This is a genomic window from Entomomonas sp. E7T21, from assembly GCF_058693955.1.
In genome coordinates this window covers 2,915,045-2,932,944 of the sequence record NZ_CP191672.1, presented here as the reverse complement: position 1 = coordinate 2,932,944, position 17,900 = coordinate 2,915,045, and the positions used below count along the sequence as shown (strand labels likewise).

The following is a 17,900-nucleotide window of genomic DNA, read 5'->3' as shown; positions in this document are numbered from 1 at the left end:
TTCCATTATTGTGGAACAACATCATATTGATCTTGTGTATAAAGATTTTCTACTTGAAAACTAATGGTTTTACCAATAAATGTTTCAAGATCTGCCACATTGTTAGATTCTTCATCTAATAAACGATCAACAATTTTTTGGTTAGCGAGTATTAAATAACGATTAGTAGGATAAGCTCTAGCAATTCTCATGATTTCTCTAAAAATTTCATAACAAACTGTTTCAGACGTTTTTAATGTGCCTTTCCCATGACATTGGAAACAGGGTTCGCAGAGTGTTTGCTCAAGATTTTCACGAGTTCGTTTGCGTGTCATTTGTACTAGCCCAAGTTCTGTAAATCCTAGTACATTAGTTTTTGAGTGGTCTTTTTCAAGTTCTTTTTGCAGTGTTTGTAGGACTTGATCGCGGTGCTCTTCAAGTTCCATATCAATAAAATCAATGATAATAATACCACCTAGATTACGCAGTCTTAGTTGGCGAGCTATAGCTGTGGCAGCTTCAAGATTTGTTTTGAATATGGTTTCTTCAAGATTTTTATGTCCTACAAAGCCTCCTGTATTAACATCTATGGTGGTCATGGCTTCGGTGTTATCAATTACTAAATAGCCGCCAGACTTGAGAGATACTTTTCTTTCGATAGCTTTTTGTAGCTCTTGCTCTATTCCATAAATATCGAAGAGAGGAGGATCATTCATATAAAGTTTTAAACGGTCACTAAGCTCAGGTAGAAATTCTTGTAAAAATTGTTCAGCTTTGTGGAAAGTTTCTTGTGAGTCTATGTATACTCTATGAATGGTTGGATTAATGAAATCACGTACTATACGTAAATTGAGTGGTAAATCTTCATAGATTAGTGAGGAAGCTTGAGCTTTCTCAATATGGCCTTTTACTTGATTCCATAGTTTATTGAGATAACGAATATCTGTTAGTAGTTCCGATTTAGCAATGCCTTCAGCTGCTGTGCGAATAATAAAACCACCCTCTACTATTGCTTCCTCTTCAATACATTCAGTGACTAATTGTTTAAGCCGTTCTCGCTCTAACTCATCTTCAATACGAAGTGAAATACCAATATGCTGTGTTTGTGGCATATATACTAGATAATGAGAGGGGAGAGACAGTTGCGTGGTTAATCGAGCACCTTTAGTTCCTATGGGATCCTTAGTGACTTGTACAATTAGGTGCTGCCCTTCTTTCAATAGTTTAGTAATATCTTCTTCTTGTGGTTGGTCAATTTCACGATTGGTAAGCTCTGCTACGTGAATAAAAGCAGCTTTATCTAAGCCTATATTAATAAAGGCAGCTTGCATTCCTGGTAGTACTCGGATTACTTGACCTTTATAAATGTTACCAACAATGCCTCGTTTAAGGGTACGTTCCATATATACTTCTTGCAGAATGCTATTTTCTACAAAAGCAACTCTTGTTTCCATAGGGGTGACATTTATAAAAATCTCAGTGCTCATGAGTTGTCCTATTATTTATTCTTTATTAGTGGATAAATGCCAACCTGCTTTAATAATTGGGTTGTAGCGAATATGGGTAAACCAACTACCGAGTAATAATCACCTTCTATTTTTTCAATAAACATAGCAGCCAATCCTTGAATAGCATATCCACCTGCTTTATCTTTAGGTTCCCCAGTTTGCCAATAAGCAATAGCTTCTTCTTCAGAGATGGCTCGCATGGTTACCTCAGTGGTGATAACCTGACTAATAAGTTGATTTTGATAGTATAAGGTAATTGCTGTAAAAACTTTATGAGTTTTATTAGATAACTCAGCTAACATAGTTATAGCTTGTTGCTGTGAGTGGGGTTTACCAAGTATTTTATTATTTATACTAACAGTGGTATCAGCCGCTAAGATACAAGCTATTTCTTTTTGTTGGTCTGATAGTTGTGTAAAACCTGCTTTCGCTTTAGCAATAGCTAAACGCTGTACATAGCTTTCAGGTAATTCATTGTGATGAGGTGTTTCGTCTATATCTGCATTAATAACGGAAAAAGTTATACCTAATTGCTTAAGCAGTGCTTGCCGACGAGGGGATGCTGAGGCAAGATAAAGAACACTCATTAGTTAATCCCTATTCGTATCCGTAAAGCTCTTAGTGCTGCGGATAGCCATGGCCACATAATAGCACTGGTAATGATAGGAAAGATATAATCAAAAATACTGAAGTTACTGGGATAAATACCTGTTAAAACATAAATCCATAATTGGATTAGTTGTCCTAATATTAAGATAACAGAAACCATTATGGTTTGTCTGACAATGGGTTGCGGCCTAATTTTATGTTGGAAGAGTAAGCTGATATATACGGTTAAGACTAAAACTAGCGCGTTTTGACCTAGTAAACTATTAACCATAACATCTAGTAGTACACCAAAAATAAAGGCTGCTACCATGCTTACACGATGGGGTAGAAATAAAGACCAATAGATAAATACTAAAGAAACCCATAATGGGCGAAAAGCATTAAGGGATTGGGGAAGAGGTGTAATGCTCAGTAATAAAGCAACTAATACACTGGTCCAAATAGCCCAACCGCCTCTAAGATGATGTGCTGTCATGGCGTTGTCTCTTCCTCTGCTGGTGTTTCTGGGGATTCTGATGTGGCAGTGTCATGACTGTTATCAAGTATTTGTCTTGAAGTAAATATTAATAATACATAACGGCTACGATTGAGTGCAGCAGTGGGTTTGGCATAAATAGTGGCAAAGGGAGTGCCATTATCATGCTCAATTTTAGAAACAACAGCTACAGGATAACCCGCAGGGAAGTTACCACCTAAACCTGAGCTTACTAAAAGGTCATTAACTTGAATATCTTCATTATTAGGAACATAGCGTATCTCTAGTAAGTCTTCACCTGTACCTGTGGCAATGGCTCTTAAGCCATTACGATTGACCATAATAGGAATACTATGGGTAGTATCAGTAATTAATAAAACCCACGCACTATGAGGCATAACATCGATTACTTGGCCCATAATACCTTTGGCATCTAATATGGCTTGTCCTATAAAAACACCATCACTACTGCCTTTATCAATTAGATAACGGAAGGTGCTAGGGTTTGGGTCAATACCTATAAGTTCACTGACAACAGCTTTTTCATCAACTAAGCTGGTTGAGTTTAATAATTCTCTTAAACGAACATTTTGTTCTGTAAGAGAGGCTAGTTTCTGTAGTTTTTGTTCTAATAATAAGGATTGTGCTTTTAAACGTTCATTTTCAGCCAATAATTCACTGTGACTTGAAAATTGCTCTTGAATAGTACCCCATATTTTATTAGGGATATTGGTAACAGCATAAAGTTGTGAGGTAACTATACCTATCTTATGGCGTACAGGTATAAGAACTTCAAAACGAGCGTCTACAACCATAGCAACAATAGCCAAAATGGACAATGTTATGGCTTTAAATCTTTTGGAAAGTCCCCTAGGGAATAAAGATTTAATAATAATCCCCCTCTATAGAATAGATAGAGAGTATAGCTCTAGTGATAGGATAGTGTAGATATATTTTTGTTGAAAAATATATCTACAAGTTAGATTAAGGATTGGTGGATAATAGATCCATTGCATGACGGTCTATCATTTCTAATAATTTACCACCACCACGAGCCACACAAGTGAGAGGATCTTCTGCCACAATAACAGGAAGTCCAGTCTCTTGAGAGATTAACTTATCTAAATCACGTAATAATGCACCACCACCAGTTAACACCAAGCCACGCTCTGCAATGTCTGACGCTAGTTCTGGAGGCGACTGTTCTAAAGCACTTTTCACAGCTTGTACAATAGTAGCTAAAGATTCTTGTAAAGCTTCTAAAACTTCAGCTGAAGTAAGTGTGAAAGAGCGTGGAATACCTTCGGCTAGGTTACGGCCTCTTACTTCAATCTCACGAATTTCACCGTTGGGGTCAGGGAAAGCAGAACCAATTTGCTGTTTAATATGTTCGGCAGTAGATTCCCCAATAAGGCTACCATAGTTACGACGTACATAAGTCACAATAGCTTCATCAAAACGGTCACCGCCTAAGCGTACAGACTCGGCATAAACCACACCATTTAATGAAATAAGGGCAATTTCAGTAGTACCACCACCAATATCAATTACCATAGAACCACGTGCTTCTTCTACTGGTAAACCTGCACCAATAGCCGCTGCCATAGGTTCTTCAATTAAGTAAGCTTCACGTGCTCCGGCATGTAAAGCAGCATCACGAATGGTACGTCTTTCCACTTGAGTGGATTTACAAGGTACACAGATTAAAATACGAGGACTTGGAGGTAATAAACTTTTTTCATGTACTTTATTGATAAAATATTCAAGCATGCTTTCACATACTTCAAAATCAGCAATAACACCATCTTTCATTGGACGGATAGCTGAAATATTACCTGGTGTACGGCCAAGCATTTGTTTTGCTTCAGTACCAACTGCAACAATACTTTTTTGATTACCTTGATGACGAATAGCAACTACAGAAGGTTCATTTAAAACAATACCACGATCCCGAATATAAACCAGTGTATTAGCTGTACCTAAATCAATTGAAAGGTCACTGGAAAAGAAACCACGTAACTTTTTGAAGACGTTAAACATAAAAGTAAGAACTCTAGTTTTTAATTAAAAAGAATAATCTGTACAATAGATCAACAATTGTAAAACGAAATTTATTCCATGATGATTAAGGAATAGATTTAGCGAAAATCAGTATTGTGATAAATTGTAATGGTTTTTGTGTAATTTATACATGGGGAAATTGTATCCCATTTAAAAAAAATTATATATAGCTGGAGATATTAATGGCACTTGAGCAAACAGATGTTGAAAAAATTGCCCAGTTAGCGGCCTTAAAGCTAAATGACAGTGATTTGGCTGAGACGACAACGACGTTAAATAACATTTTGAAATTAATTGATCGTATGCAGGCTGTCAATACTGACGGAGTGGAACCATTAGCACATCCACTAGAAGCAACTCAGCGGTTACGACCAGATATGGTGACAGAGGAGAATCACCGTGACGATTATCAGAAGATAGCTCCTGCTGTAAGTGATGGGCTCTACCTTGTACCTAAAGTTATTGAATAATTAAGGCAAATAGTAATGCATCAATTAACCTTGTCAGATATTTCTAAGGCACTAATAGCCAAAGAATTTAGCTCTGTAGAAATTACTAGCTATCTATTAGAAAGAATTAAGCAGTTAGATCCTCAGTTAAATAGTTTTATTACAGTGACTGAACAACTAGCACTTGAGCAAGCAAAAGCAGCAGATGAAAGACGCGCTCAAGGCAAATATCATGAGTTACTAGGTGTACCTATTGCTCATAAAGATTTATTTTGTACACAGGGTATACGTACTAGTTGTGGCTCTAAAATGCTAGATAACTTTTTAGCACCTTATAATGCAACAGTTGTACAAAAATTGATTAACTCAGGTTGCGTTACCCTAGGCAAAACTAACCTTGATGAATTTGCCATGGGTTCATCCAATGAGTCTAGCTATTATGGCGCGGTTAAGAATCCTTGGGATACTACGCGTGTTCCCGGCGGCTCTAGTGGCGGCTCAGCAGTAGCTGTGGCTGCTAGATTAGTGCCTGCCACTACAGGTACAGATACAGGTGGTTCTATTCGTCAACCTGCTGCCCTAACAGGCGTAACAGGTATTAAACCTACCTATGGTCGAGTTTCTCGTTGGGGAATGATTGCTTACGCCTCTAGCCTTGACCAAGGCGGTCCTATTGCTAGAACTGCAGAAGATTGTGCATTGTTATTACAAGCAATGGCAGGCTTTGATCCTAAAGACTCTACTTGTATGAGTGAAGCAGTACCAGACTATTATGCAGACTTAGATAAAAAAATAACAGGTTTAAAAGTAGGCTTACCTAAAGAGTTCTTTGGTGCAGGATTAGATCCTCGTATTGCTAGCTTAGTTGACACTGCCGTTAAAGAGCTAGAAAAGTTAGGTGCAGTGATTAAAGAAATTAGTCTCGCTAATATGGAGCAGGCTATTCCTGCCTATTATGTAATTGCGCCTGCAGAAGCTTCTTCTAATCTATCTCGTTTTGATGGGGCACGTTTTGGTTATCGTTGTGAAAATCCAAAAGATTTACAAGATATGTATACGCGCTCAAGAACAGAAGGTTTTGGGGCAGAGGTAAGACGCCGTATTATGGTAGGTACTTATGCCCTATCAGCAGGTTATTACGATGCTTACTATTTACAAGCACAAAAAATTCGCCGTTTGATTAAAAATGATTTTATGCAAGCCTTTAATGAAGTGGATGTGATTTTCAGTCCTACTACACCAAATCCAGCATGGAAAATAGGTGACAAGGCTGGTGATCCAGTAGCTCAATATTTGGAAGACGTGTATACCATTACAGCTAACTTGGCGGGATTGCCTGCTTTATCTATGCCTATTGGTTTTGCTGATGGTTTACCTGTAGGTGGACAATTATTAGCACCTTATTTTGAAGAAGGTCGTTTACTGAATATTGCTCATCAATATCAACAAGTGACTGACTGGCATCGTCAAGTCCCTACTGGCTTCTAAGGAGTTTAACTGATGCAATGGGAAATGGTGATTGGGCTAGAAATTCACGCTCAACTTTCAACAAATTCAAAGATCTTTTCAGGTAGCAGTACTACCTTCGGAGCAGAACCTAATACGCAAGCCAGTTTGATAGATTTAGGTATGCCAGGTGTGTTACCTGTTCTTAATGGGCAAGCGGTAAGAAAAGCCGTTAAATTTGGTTTGGCAATAGACGCACATATTGGTAAAACGAGTATTTTTGCTCGCAAAAACTATTTTTATCCTGATCTACCAAAGGGTTATCAAATCAGTCAATTTGAACTCCCTATCGTTGGCAAGGGGTGTTTAGAAATTGCCTTGGAAGATGGTACAGTTAAGTCTGTAGGTGTTACTCGTGCTCATTTAGAAGAGGATGCAGGTAAAAGTTTACATGAAGATTTTCAAGGGATGACGGGGATCGATTTAAACCGTGCAGGTACACCATTATTGGAAATTGTTTCTGAACCTGATATGCGTAGTGCTAAAGAAGCAGTGGCTTATGCTAAAGCAATCCACGCGTTAGTGCGTTATTTAGATATCTGCGATGGTAATATGGCAGAAGGGTCATTACGTTGTGACTGTAACGTATCAGTTAGACCAAAAGGTGCAACTGAGTATGGTACGCGTTGTGAAATTAAGAATGTTAACTCTTTCCGAAATGTAGAAAGAGCTATTAACTACGAAGCTCAACGCCAAATCGAAATCTTAGAAGATGGTGGTAAAATTGTTCAAGAAACCCGTCTTTATGATCCTGTAAAAGATGAAACTCGTTCTATGCGTAGTAAGGAGGAGGCTAATGATTACCGTTATTTCCCTGATCCTGATTTATTACCTGTCGTATTAGATGATGAACTTATTGAAGAAGTACGTGCGCAACTACCTGAGTTACCTAATCAAAAACGTGAACGTTTACAGCAACAGTTTGCTTTATCTGTTTATGATGCAACTGTGTTAACAGCTAGTAGAGAGTTAGCAGATTATTTTGAGCAAGTACAAAGTATCTGTGGTGATGCTAAATTAGCAACTAACTGGGTAATGGGGGAGTTATCTAGTTTATTAAATAAAGATAATTTAGACATAACAGAATCGCCTATTTCAGCTGAATTATTAGGTGGTTTATTGGTACGTATTAAGGATAATACTATTTCTGGTAAGATTGCTAAAACCGTATTTGAAGCAATGGCTGCTGGAGAAGGTACTGCTGACCATGTGATTGAAGCTAAAGGGTTGAAGCAAGTAACAGATTCTGGCGCTATTGAGTCTATTTTAGATGAAATGCTGGCTGGTCTTGTTAAAGATGTAGAAGAGTATCGTGCTGGTGATGAAAGCAAGCGTAAGAAAATGTTTGGTTTCTTTGTTGGACAAGCAATGAAAGCTTCTAAAGGAAAAGCTAACCCTCAGCAAGTAAATGAATTACTTAAGAAAAAATTAGAAGGTTAAAGACTAATAAAATGAGTATCCACTTAGCGATAGGTGGATACTGTATTTATTTAGTTTTTAAGGATTGAAACATAATTTCCTTTTTATTTATATTTTTATATTCTTTTGATATAGCACAATGAATGTCTAAAATAATTAAATAGATCAATATTGTTTTTGTATCTTTTTGATTTTATTTGTGTTTTCTTGTTTTTCTGAGGTTGGCTAGAAATAATATAATGGTTACAATAACCTTTATATTATTTCTAGTAATTTAATGGATATTTAATAGAGAATTGAGTTGTTTTCTTGAATGTTACTTAATTTTCTTATGAAAGAATGAGGGTGAAGGTATTATATGAGTCAACAAGAGCAGGACTCCCCACAGGTTTTTGATTTTCATAAACGTAAAAAAGGATCTGAGCAAGTAAGTGAAGACGACAGTAATTTAAACGCTAATCTACAAGAAATTCTTGCTAAGGTAGAAAGTAGCCAAAAGCTAAAAATAGTTATATTTGATATTGATGTTAAAGCAATGAATGCCTTGAGTTCGATATTAAAACCACAATATGATGTTTATTGTTTAACAGACCCATTGGATGCATTAAAAATTATCGGTACTAAAAAAATAGCATTAGTTATTAGTGACCAAGCATTACCTAATATGAATATTTTAGGAGTCGACTTTTTACTCAAAGCGAAAAAGATAGCACCTAATACCAGTAGGATATTATTAGCAGGGCAATTAGATTTTGGTAAAGCTAAACTCTCTTTAGAAAAAGGAGATGTTTTTAAACTAATTAAGAAACCTTTTGATGATAATCGTCTATTAGAGTTTGTTAATGCTGCCTTAGAACTTTATCTTGAACAATCCGGTAGCTTAGCTAGTGCAGCAGCAAAGTTACAAAAAAACTCACCAAATTTTGATAAAGAAATTACCATAGCTAAAACAATCCCTGCTTCAGCTAATCCTGTATTAGTTAAATGTAGTAGCGATGAAATATTTGAAGAAATAAAAGCAAGTTATACAGGTAAAGCTTTATTTATAAGAGCTGAGGATAGAAAATCAGCCATTAAAGTATTGGAAACGACTATCGTTAAAGCTGTTATTTATTTCTTTGAACGAGCTAATATCCTTGAGGATCATGAAACAATATTTTTAAGTCAGGTAAAACGAGAACTACCCCATTTATCTATTATTGCGGTAGTGAATAAAGATAAAACAAACTATCAAGACATTATAAATTTATTGAGTGAACAAATAATATTTAGTTATTTTCCTTTTAATACACGTGCAGAGAAGATTTGTCAGCAACTATCGCCTGCTATAGATAAAGCAACTAGGTTATATGAGGGGCCTATCTATTTAAAATGGCCGCCTCCAGAGCGTGTAGAAGAAGTTGAAGAAGAGGAAGTGGCTTTAGCTGATAAATTAACAGATATCTCATCTAAAGTTAAAGAGGGATTTTTATCAGGTATTCGTTCTGTAAAAAATCTCTTCGGCAAAAAGGATTAATTACGTAGGTGTAGAACATCAATGGTTGGTGGATTAAAGAGCCGTAATGGTAAATTGTTTTCACCAACGCCTGCTGTCACAAACACTGGTGTACCAGTAATACTAGCATCATAATAGCCACATACTAAGCCATAACTAGTTTTAACAACAAGCTTATTGCTATAAGGTAAACGAACTTGCCCACAATGAGTGTGTCCTGCTAGCAATAAGGGTACATTGTAAGTAGTTAATTTATCGCTGCTATCTGGATTATGAGCAACCACTAAAATAGGTTTATTCTTTGCTGCTTTTTTTAGAAAATCAGTATCATCATAAGATTCAACTCGATCTTTTAGGCCTGCGAGTTGGTAGCTATTTAAATCAATAATTTGATCTTCAATGATCTTAACATTAAAGCTTTCTAAAACTTTAGGAAGATTTCTTCTAGTATATCGATAATCATGGTTACCACGTACTGCATAAATAGGCTTATTGATTTTCGCTAAAGGTGCAAAGTGAGTTTTATAATATTTTTCATCACTTTTATATAAAAAGTCTCCTGCTATAACCACATAATCAGCAGGAATGGTATTAATTTTATCAACTACACGTTGTAAATAGTGTTGATCTTTATAATAACCTAAGTGTAAATCAGCAATTAAGATAATATCAGCATTAAAGCCTAGCTTTGTAATGGTTCTTTCTTTTACAAGAATAATTTGCGGTTCAATATAGTGAGCCCAAAAGAATGATAGGCTTAATATTAGTATAATAAAGCTGGTTTTTTTATAACGACGTTTTTTTATTAACCAAAGACAAAGGATAGCAACTGGAAAACAAAGCCAGCCAAAATAAACTGCTAAAAACTCTAGAAGAGTAACAGTAATAGAGATCATAGTAAAATTTCAGTAATAAAAAAGGCAGCTAATAAATAGCTGCCTAAATTTACATAAATGGCGTCCCCTAGGGGACTCGAACCCCTGTTACCGCCGTGAAAGGGCGATGTCCTAACCACTAGACGAAGGGGACAAAACCTTCTTGCAAACTAAGTTGCATAAATTGGTGGAGCTAAGCGGGATCGAACCGCTGACCCCTTGCATGCCATGCAAGTGCTCTCCCAGCTGAGCTATAGCCCCAATAAGGACGGAGCGAATGTTACAGGGGCTAACCTAGTCTGTCAAGAAGTTTCTAGTTTAGTTGTTGTCTAATTAGATACTCCATCGGTTGCAGGTACTGGCTCAGACTGAGGTGCCCCTGGAGTAATATCAATAGGTTTTATTCCTTCGGGTATTTTATAACTCAATTGTTCTGCAGTAAGTGGTGAGAAGTCATAATCATTAAATAAAACTTTAAATTTATCTGTGCCCGCTAAATTATAGCTGGTAACTAAGTAGTTACTTTTATCTATTTTAATAGTGGCTTTCTTTAAAGTCTTAGCAAATTGCTTAACAAACTCATCTAAAGGAGCAGTGATATTGCGGCTTTTAGTATATTCAGTGAATTTTGGAATATCTAAATCACCTGTTAAGGTAATGGTGTTAGTTTGGCAAGAAGCTTTTAAATCATAAATGGTTAACATGGTTTTGATAGTACCAACATAGTCTTCACCACTCAATAAACCACCAGCTAGTGAGTAGTCTGTATCAAAAGGACGCTCAGCTGTTCTTCTTTCACTCTTACTTAAGTTTACTTGGTAAACCATATTACCTTCTTCAATCCATTGGTATTGTTTGTCATATACAATGGTTAGTTTATCTGTTTCAGAAAGCTGCATAACTGCTTTTAATAGATCAGGACGTTTACCATATAAGGTCATTTCTGCAGGTTTTTGGTCATTCACAACAGACTCAATGGTTACACGATAATCTGTAATAGTGTCTAATCGTTGTTCCATTTTTTGGATAATATCTGCAGTATTACAACTTTTAGGGTTTGCATAAGCTACAGAGGTAGCCATTGCTATAGTGATAATAATACTGTTAAGAATATTATGTTTTATGTTCATTGTGGTATGCCTTGCGAATAAGAATAGTTTTAACAAATTATGGTGAATTAGCGGGAGAAGTGCAACTAATACATTATGTTTAGTATTATGTTAGAGAACTAACAGGATAGTAAAAACTATCCTGTTCAGTAGCTATTAGTAGTGAATTTGTTTGATAAGTTGTTCTAATTGATCGTTGATACTATCAGGTTTGAGAATTAAGATATCACAATCTAAATCATCCAAAATAGCTTCTACCGTATTACCAATTAATACACCAGAAATACCAGTACGAGCAACTGTACCAATTACACAAACTGCGGCATCGAGGTCCTTCGCTGTTTGTGGAATAATAATATCAGCCGCCCCTGCAGCAAGATGAATATTTTCTTTGGTAAGAGCAGGGTATTGATCTTCAAATGCTTTGCATGCCGAAGTATATATTTCTTTGATTTCAGGCGTCATACCAGGAACATTAGAGTCTGGATGAATCTCTGAGAAAATAGGTGAGGGATATACACTAACTAGGTGCAAATTGCCTTCTGCAACACGGGTTAATGTATTGGCTAGTTTGACTATTACATCATGTAGTGCAATATGATTTTTATCAGGATTACCCAAATCAACAGCTGCTAATACAGAGCGACCTAACCAAGATCTATCTTGATTAACAATAAGAATAGGGCAAGGGCAGAGGCGTAATAGCTTCCAATCTTCGGGAGTAATAATGACACGTTTCAATGCACTATCAGCTAGGTGTGTTTTAATAACCAGGCCGCAACCTTGAGCTTTCTGAATAGTCACAACGGTATTATGGTAATTGTTATACCAAGCGATTTCTGAAGTGGCTTGAAAACCTTCTTCATGTAAATCATTTACTAGGCTAGTTAATAAATCAGCTTTCTTCTTGGACTCATTACATATGAGTAAATGCAATGATGCTTTCATTACCTTAGCAAACTCTTTAGCACGGGTAAGTACGGGATTATTATCATGTTTAGGGTCAATAATCACAAGGATGCTGTAAATGGTTTTCATAATCTATCCTAATTAAAGAGTTCTGGATGAGTTTATGTTTATACTATAAGCGTTTTTACGCGAGTTGAACACTGCTAAATACAAGGAAATAGTTTATTTATATTAAGCATATAATAATTAATAAATGTTTGTGAGTTCATTGGCTATTATATAATCAGCAAAATTTTGTGATGGTTTTTTTATGGATAAATTGTTTTTTGTGTTGGATAAGGTTGTACTTAATCGCCTAAATTTACCTGTTTTTGATAAAGCAGGTGTTGAGTTAGCCGTTTTACGATTAGATAAAACAGATTATTTAATTTCAGGCAATAAATGGTTTAAGCTTCAATACCATTTACATAAGGCAATTGACCAAAAAGCAAAAGGATTGTTAAGCGTTGGTGGTGCTCACTCTAACCATTTGCATTCTTTAGCAGCAGCTGGACAAAGATTAGGTTTTGCAACCGTTGGTTTAATCCGTGGTAATCCTGTGCAAACACCGACTGTTGTTGATTTGCAAGATTTTGGAATGACGCTGCATTGGTTGAGTTATGGTGAATTTCGTCGTCGCTATCAAGATGCTTTTTGGCAGGAGTGGGTAGAATGCTATCCTGATTATTATTTTGTTCCTGAAGGTGGCGGTGGTCTTTTGGGGGCACAAGGGTGCAAGATCATTCCTCAGATGATTAAGCAACAATTACTAACGATTGGTTGGGATGATTTTGACAGTATCTATTTAAGTGTGGGTACAGGTAGTACATTGGTGGGTATTATCTGGGGTAAAGAAAATAGGCATCAAGTAGTTGGTTGTCTGGCTGTACCTGATTGCTATCGTGTAGATAAACAAATTGAAGACTTGTTGGATGAGATTCCTATTAAAATTGCTAATTACCAATTACAATCAGCAGCTAGAAAAGGCTTTGGTCAAGCAGATCCAGAGTTATTAGACTTTATTAATGAGGTTGAGAAAACAACAGGTTTACCATTAGATCCTGTTTATACAGGGAAAACATTATTTTTTTTACAGCAGCAAGTACAGGCGGGGCATATTGCAAAAGGTACTCGTATTGTATTTATACATACAGGTGGTTTACAAGGAAGACGAGTATTGTTTGATAGCTGAGGAGCGACGGGATGCGTGTGTTAATCTTAGGTGGTTATGGAAACTTTGGGCAAATAATAGCACAGCATTTACATAAAATAGCTGGTATTCAGCTTATTATCGCAGGCAGAAATTTAGTAAAAGCACAACAGTTTGCAGGGAAGATAAACGCAGAGGCTATACAGTTGGATGCTAATCAAACAGATTTAGCTAATATTTTAAAACAACAACAAATTAATTTATTAATCTCCACAGCAGGCCCTTTTCAAGGACAAAATTATGCTGTGGCTAAAGCGGCTATTGAAGCGAACTCTCATTATATTGATTTGGCAGATGGTCGGGAGTTTGTGTGTGGTATTAATATATTACATGAGCAAGCTCAACAGCAAAATGTATTGGTTTGTGCTGGTGCTAGCTCTGTACCTGGTTTAAGTAGCGCTGTGATTAATGAGTTACTACCTGCTTTTTCAGAGTTACGAATAATAGAAATAGGCATTAGTACCTCTGAGAAAATACCTGGAAAATCTACTATTGAGGGGATGTTAGCTTATTGTGGTAAGCCTATTAAACAATGGGTTGATGGTGTGTGGCAAAATCGTTTTGGTTGGCAAAATTTATCCACACACCAGTTTTCAGAACCTGTAGGAAAACGCTCTGTAGCTGCTTGTGACGTTCCTGATTTAAGTTTATTTCCTGAATATTATAAAGGAGTTAATACCGTTACTTTTTCAGCAGGTACAGGCTTAAAACTTACTCATTATGGTACATGGTTTTTTTCTTGGTTGATTCGTTTCGGAATAATTAGAAAGCCCCAAAAATATGCAGCAATTTTGCACAAAAATTCATTAATATTAGAACGTTTCGGTGATGGTAATAGTGGTATGTATATTCAGCTGACAGGGTTGGATAAGAATAAAAAACCACTTAAATTAAGTTGGGAGCTTATTGCATCGGCTAATGATGGTGTAAATATCCCTTGTCTTTCTTCTGTCGCTTTAACTCGTAAATTATTAACTGATAAGCTAGTAGCTAGAGGTGCAATGTCTAGTATGGGGTTGCTAACGCTTGATGAATATTTAGCAGAGTTAGCAGGCTTACGTATAACAACTAAACTACATGAGTTATATCCCTTTAGCTAATTGTTTAGTAATTTCTGCGGCAGGAATAATATTACAGCCACTAGTGTTTTGGCTGGCCCATAAAGGAGTGAAGTCATTACTATCTTGTGATTCTGCTATTTGCCTGAGTGTCGCCATTGCTGGTGTAGCATAAGGGAAAGTAGGTGCTAGGGGGTTAAGTGCGCCAATTTCTTGAATAGCCTTATTTATAAGCGCCCGTGCAGGTTTTCCCGTAAAAATATTAGTGATAGCGGTGTGTTTAATTTCATCGGAAAGGATTGCCTGTCGATGCAGCAAACTGGTTTTTGCTTCAGGGCATAGTAAGTAACTGGTACCCACTTGTACGCCTGAAGCACCTAGTGTCATGGCTGCTTTCACGCAGTTAGCATTGGCTATCCCACCCGTAGCGATGACAGGAATATTTACTGCTTCAACAATCTGTGGTAGTAAAGCCATTGTGCCCATTTGTGTCATTAAATCATCAGTTAGAAACATACCACGGTGTCCGCCTGCTTCTAATCCTTGCGCAATAATAATGTCAGCACCATTGGCTTGTAGATAAAGTGCTTCTTCTATGGTAGTTGCTGTGGATAGAATGGTGGTTCCCCACTCTTTCAGTTGATCTAGTAAGTTTTTGTCAGGCAAACCAAAATGAAAACTAACTACTCTGGGTTTAAATTCAGTTAATACATCCAGTTGTTCTTGACTAAATGGACGACGATTGGCTTCAATCTTTATAGTAGTAGGATCAATCTCATATTTATTAAAAAAAGGAGCTAATTCTTTAAACCATGCGGCTTGTTGTTCGTGGTTAGGCTCAGTTATTTTGTGGCAAAAGAAATTTAGATTAATGGGATTTTTAGTTTGTTTTTCTATAGTGGTTAATTCTTTATGTAATTCTTCTACAGATAGCGTGGTACAGGGTAATGATCCTAAAGCGCCTGCATTACTAACAGCAATAGCTAGTTGGCTATCTTGCACACCAGCCATAGGAGCCTGAATGATTGGAATATTAACATCTAACAAGGTGATAATGTTTTTCATTGTAATTTCCCTGTTTAATAATTTTAGGTGGAGCTTACAGTAGTATATTATTTAATTGATGTCTAATTTTTTGTCTAAAGAAATTATATTTATAGTTTTTTATAATTGGATTTATAGTAATAATAAATTTTATTAAAAAATAGAGAGGAATATACTGTAATTAAGAATTATTCTTAATTGGAGTAAGAGAAATGATTAAGACTGTAACCTTTACTTGTATGCACTTTATTATCGCATTTAGTGTTGCTTATTTATTAACAGGAAGTATAGCTGTAGGTGGTTTGGTCGCATTGGTTGAACCATTATGTAATGCTGTTGGTTTTTATTTTCATGAGAAAGTATGGAATCGTATTAAAACAACTAAGGCAAAAAACATAGCGAGGGAAAATTATGAAGTTATCTCAGCTTAATATGGTATGTCATCACTATTATCGACAAACAGGACTAGAGCATAGTCCGTTTGCCGATAATCAATCAATTAACTATACATTATGGCTAGGCTCAAATGAGTTTGCTTGGGCTATATTCCATACATCAGAATAGAAAGGACTAGCAATTTGGCCTGATAATAATTCGCCTTGTTTTAAATAGTAATCAATATTTGAAAGTAGGCGAATTTCATTATCAGAAATACGTCTTGCCACATGATGTGGTTTTAATTCAGTGGGATGATTTAAACCAGTAGCGGCTAACATTTCAGCAAAGGCATGCAAAGTATTTTTATGGAAATGATACACACGTTCTGCTTTATCGGGCACAACCAGTGCATTTTGTCTGAGTGGGTCTTGGGTAGCAACACCTGTTGGGCATTTATTGGTATTACATGCTTGTGATTGAATACAACCAATGGCAAACATAAAACCACGTGCAGAGTTAACCCAATCCGCGCCCATTGCTAAGGCGCGAACAATATCAAAACCACTGATGATTTTACCACTGGCTGCAATTTTTATTTTATCTCGTAAATTAGTCCCTACTAAAATATTGTGGACAAAAGAAAGCCCTTGTCTTAGTGGTAACCCAATATGATCACTAAACTCAACAGGTGCATCACCTGTACCACCTTCTTTACCGTCTACAACAATAAAGTCAGGTAATATCTTAGTTTCTAACATGGCTTTTACAATAGCCGCAAATTCCCAAGGGTGACCAATACAAATTTTAAAACCAACAGGTTTGCCATCACTTAATTCACGCAATTGGGCAATAAACTGCATAAGTTCAAGAGGGGTTGAGAATGCACTATGGCAAGGAGGAGATATACAGTCTTGCCCCATAGGCACTTCACGAGTAGCAGCAATTTCAGCGGTTACTTTATCTTTGGGAAGCATTCCACCATGACCAGGTTTGGCACCTTGACTGAGTTTTACTTCAATCATTTTTATTTGTGGATTAGCTGCTTGTGCAGCGAAGCGCTCAGGGTTAAATTTACCATCATCTGTTCGGCAACCAAAGTAACCACTAGCTATTTGCCAAATTAGGTCACCACCATTTTCTTTGTGGTAGGCACTAAGCCCACCTTCACCAGAGTCATGGGCAAAATTACCTTTTTTAGCTCCTTTATTTAAAGCACGGATAGCATTAGCACTTAACGCCCCAAAACTCATGGCTGAGATATTTAGAAGAGAGGCTGAATAAGGTTGTTTACATTGGTCAGTACCAATAGTTACTCGGAAACTTTCAGGGTCTTGAATGGTGGCAGGTATAATCGAATGGCTAATAAACTCAAAGCCTGTTTTATAAATATCTTCTACTGTACCAAATGCTTTATTAGCATCTAAATTTTTTGCACGTCTATAAACTAAAGAGCGTTCTTGTCTACTAAAGGGTAGTGCTTCTGTATCGGATTCGATGAGATATTGGCGAATTTCTGGACGTATATATTCAATCATAAAGCGTATATGCCCTAGAATAGGGTAATTACGACAAACGGAATGTTTTGGTTGAAACAGGTCATAGATACCAATCAATGATAATACAGTCCCTATTAAAGTAAAGACCCATAACCAGTTATGGATCATAGCAAATGGGGCTGTAATTAGCGTAAATAAAATACAAAAAACAAAAAAACTGTAGCGGCTTAATTGTAAAGCTTTCATTAATATCTCACGGTAAATTGTAGTTAACTTTTATA

Annotated in this window: 17 protein-coding genes and 2 tRNA genes; 7 read left to right on the top strand and 12 right to left on the bottom strand. The window is 36.5% G+C overall.

Annotated features, from left to right (window positions below; all coding sequences use genetic code 11):
- Positions 1-5: 5 nt before the first annotated feature.
- The 5 genes from rng to ACQVD9_RS13875 form a co-directional block, all read right to left on the bottom strand.
- The gene (gene rng / locus ACQVD9_RS13895; protein WP_264746534.1) at positions 6-1,466 is read right to left on the bottom strand and encodes a ribonuclease G; all 1,461 of its coding nucleotides are present in this window, start codon (positions 1,464-1,466) and stop codon (positions 6-8) included.
- An 11-nt stretch (positions 1,467-1,477) separates the two neighbouring features.
- Positions 1,478-2,074 carry a Maf family protein gene (locus tag ACQVD9_RS13890; protein ID WP_264746533.1) on the bottom strand — a complete coding sequence of 199 codons (597 nt, stop codon included), beginning with the start codon at positions 2,072-2,074 and terminating at the stop codon, positions 1,478-1,480.
- Positions 2,074-2,571: a rod shape-determining protein MreD gene (gene mreD, locus ACQVD9_RS13885; protein WP_264746532.1), complete on the bottom strand. Its 498-nt coding sequence runs from the start codon at positions 2,569-2,571 to the stop codon at positions 2,074-2,076. The genes ACQVD9_RS13890 and mreD overlap by 1 nt, the downstream gene beginning before the upstream one ends.
- Positions 2,568-3,461 carry a rod shape-determining protein MreC gene (gene mreC, locus ACQVD9_RS13880; protein ID WP_264747799.1) on the bottom strand — a complete coding sequence of 298 codons (894 nt, stop codon included), beginning with the start codon at positions 3,459-3,461 and terminating at the stop codon, positions 2,568-2,570. The genes mreD and mreC overlap by 4 nt, the downstream gene beginning before the upstream one ends.
- A gap of 94 nt (positions 3,462-3,555) precedes the next feature.
- Positions 3,556-4,611, bottom strand: coding sequence for a rod shape-determining protein (locus ACQVD9_RS13875; RefSeq protein WP_264746531.1), 1,056 nt, complete (start codon positions 4,609-4,611; stop codon positions 3,556-3,558).
- Positions 4,612-4,814: 203 nt separating this feature from the next.
- Between ACQVD9_RS13875 and gatC the strand changes: the two genes are divergently transcribed.
- The 4 genes from gatC to ACQVD9_RS13855 all read left to right on the top strand — a co-directional run bounded on the left by gatC (position 4,815) and on the right by ACQVD9_RS13855 (position 9,522).
- Entirely contained in the window at positions 4,815-5,102 is a 288-nt protein-coding gene (gene gatC, locus ACQVD9_RS13870; RefSeq protein ID WP_264746530.1) for an Asp-tRNA(Asn)/Glu-tRNA(Gln) amidotransferase subunit GatC, read from the top strand.
- Between the two features lie 15 nt (positions 5,103-5,117).
- On the top strand, positions 5,118-6,569 hold the full coding sequence (gene gatA / locus ACQVD9_RS13865; protein ID WP_264746529.1) for an Asp-tRNA(Asn)/Glu-tRNA(Gln) amidotransferase subunit GatA: 1,452 nt from the start codon (positions 5,118-5,120) through the stop codon (positions 6,567-6,569).
- A gap of 12 nt (positions 6,570-6,581) precedes the next feature.
- Positions 6,582-8,027: an Asp-tRNA(Asn)/Glu-tRNA(Gln) amidotransferase subunit GatB gene (gene gatB, locus ACQVD9_RS13860; RefSeq protein ID WP_264746528.1), complete on the top strand. Its 1,446-nt coding sequence runs from the start codon at positions 6,582-6,584 to the stop codon at positions 8,025-8,027.
- Positions 8,028-8,364: 337 nt separating this feature from the next.
- Complete coding sequence (locus ACQVD9_RS13855) at positions 8,365-9,522, top strand: response regulator (protein ID WP_264746527.1); 1,158 nt, start codon at positions 8,365-8,367, stop codon at positions 9,520-9,522.
- Here the strand turns inward: ACQVD9_RS13855 and ACQVD9_RS13850 are convergent.
- From ACQVD9_RS13850 to ACQVD9_RS13830, 5 genes are all read right to left on the bottom strand, one after another.
- Entirely contained in the window at positions 9,519-10,397 is an 879-nt protein-coding gene (locus ACQVD9_RS13850) for a metallophosphoesterase (protein ID WP_264746526.1), read from the bottom strand. The genes ACQVD9_RS13855 and ACQVD9_RS13850 overlap by 4 nt on opposite strands.
- A gap of 58 nt (positions 10,398-10,455) precedes the next feature.
- A tRNA-Glu gene (locus ACQVD9_RS13845) sits at positions 10,456-10,530 on the bottom strand.
- A 31-nt stretch (positions 10,531-10,561) separates the two neighbouring features.
- Positions 10,562-10,637 (bottom strand) — tRNA-Ala (locus ACQVD9_RS13840).
- Positions 10,638-10,705: 68 nt separating this feature from the next.
- Positions 10,706-11,506, bottom strand: coding sequence for a hypothetical protein (locus tag ACQVD9_RS13835; protein ID WP_264746525.1), 801 nt, complete (start codon positions 11,504-11,506; stop codon positions 10,706-10,708).
- Positions 11,507-11,641: 135 nt separating this feature from the next.
- Entirely contained in the window at positions 11,642-12,523 is an 882-nt protein-coding gene (locus ACQVD9_RS13830; RefSeq protein WP_264746524.1) for a universal stress protein, read from the bottom strand.
- A gap of 181 nt (positions 12,524-12,704) precedes the next feature.
- Here ACQVD9_RS13830 and ACQVD9_RS13825 point away from each other — a divergent pair, with 181 nt between their 5' ends.
- The gene (locus tag ACQVD9_RS13825) at positions 12,705-13,625 is read left to right on the top strand and encodes a 1-aminocyclopropane-1-carboxylate deaminase/D-cysteine desulfhydrase (RefSeq protein WP_264746523.1); all 921 of its coding nucleotides are present in this window, start codon (positions 12,705-12,707) and stop codon (positions 13,623-13,625) included.
- Between the two features lie 11 nt (positions 13,626-13,636).
- On the top strand, positions 13,637-14,743 hold the full coding sequence (locus ACQVD9_RS13820; protein ID WP_264746522.1) for a saccharopine dehydrogenase family protein: 1,107 nt from the start codon (positions 13,637-13,639) through the stop codon (positions 14,741-14,743).
- Here ACQVD9_RS13820 and ACQVD9_RS13815 read toward each other — a convergent pair.
- Complete coding sequence (locus ACQVD9_RS13815; protein ID WP_264746521.1) at positions 14,726-15,766, bottom strand: NAD(P)H-dependent flavin oxidoreductase; 1,041 nt, start codon at positions 15,764-15,766, stop codon at positions 14,726-14,728. The two genes, ACQVD9_RS13820 and ACQVD9_RS13815, sit on opposite strands and share 18 nt — an antisense overlap.
- A gap of 191 nt (positions 15,767-15,957) precedes the next feature.
- On the opposite strand from ACQVD9_RS13815, the gene ACQVD9_RS13810 reads away from it, so the two are divergent.
- Positions 15,958-16,176, top strand: a complete 219-nt coding sequence (locus ACQVD9_RS13810) for a DUF2061 domain-containing protein (protein WP_264746520.1) — start codon at positions 15,958-15,960, stop codon at positions 16,174-16,176.
- Between the two features lie 72 nt (positions 16,177-16,248).
- Here the strand turns inward: ACQVD9_RS13810 and ACQVD9_RS13805 are convergent, their stop codons facing one another.
- Positions 16,249-17,865, bottom strand: a complete 1,617-nt coding sequence (locus ACQVD9_RS13805; RefSeq protein ID WP_264746519.1) for an FMN-binding glutamate synthase family protein — start codon at positions 17,863-17,865, stop codon at positions 16,249-16,251.
- Positions 17,866-17,900 lie beyond the last annotated feature (35 nt).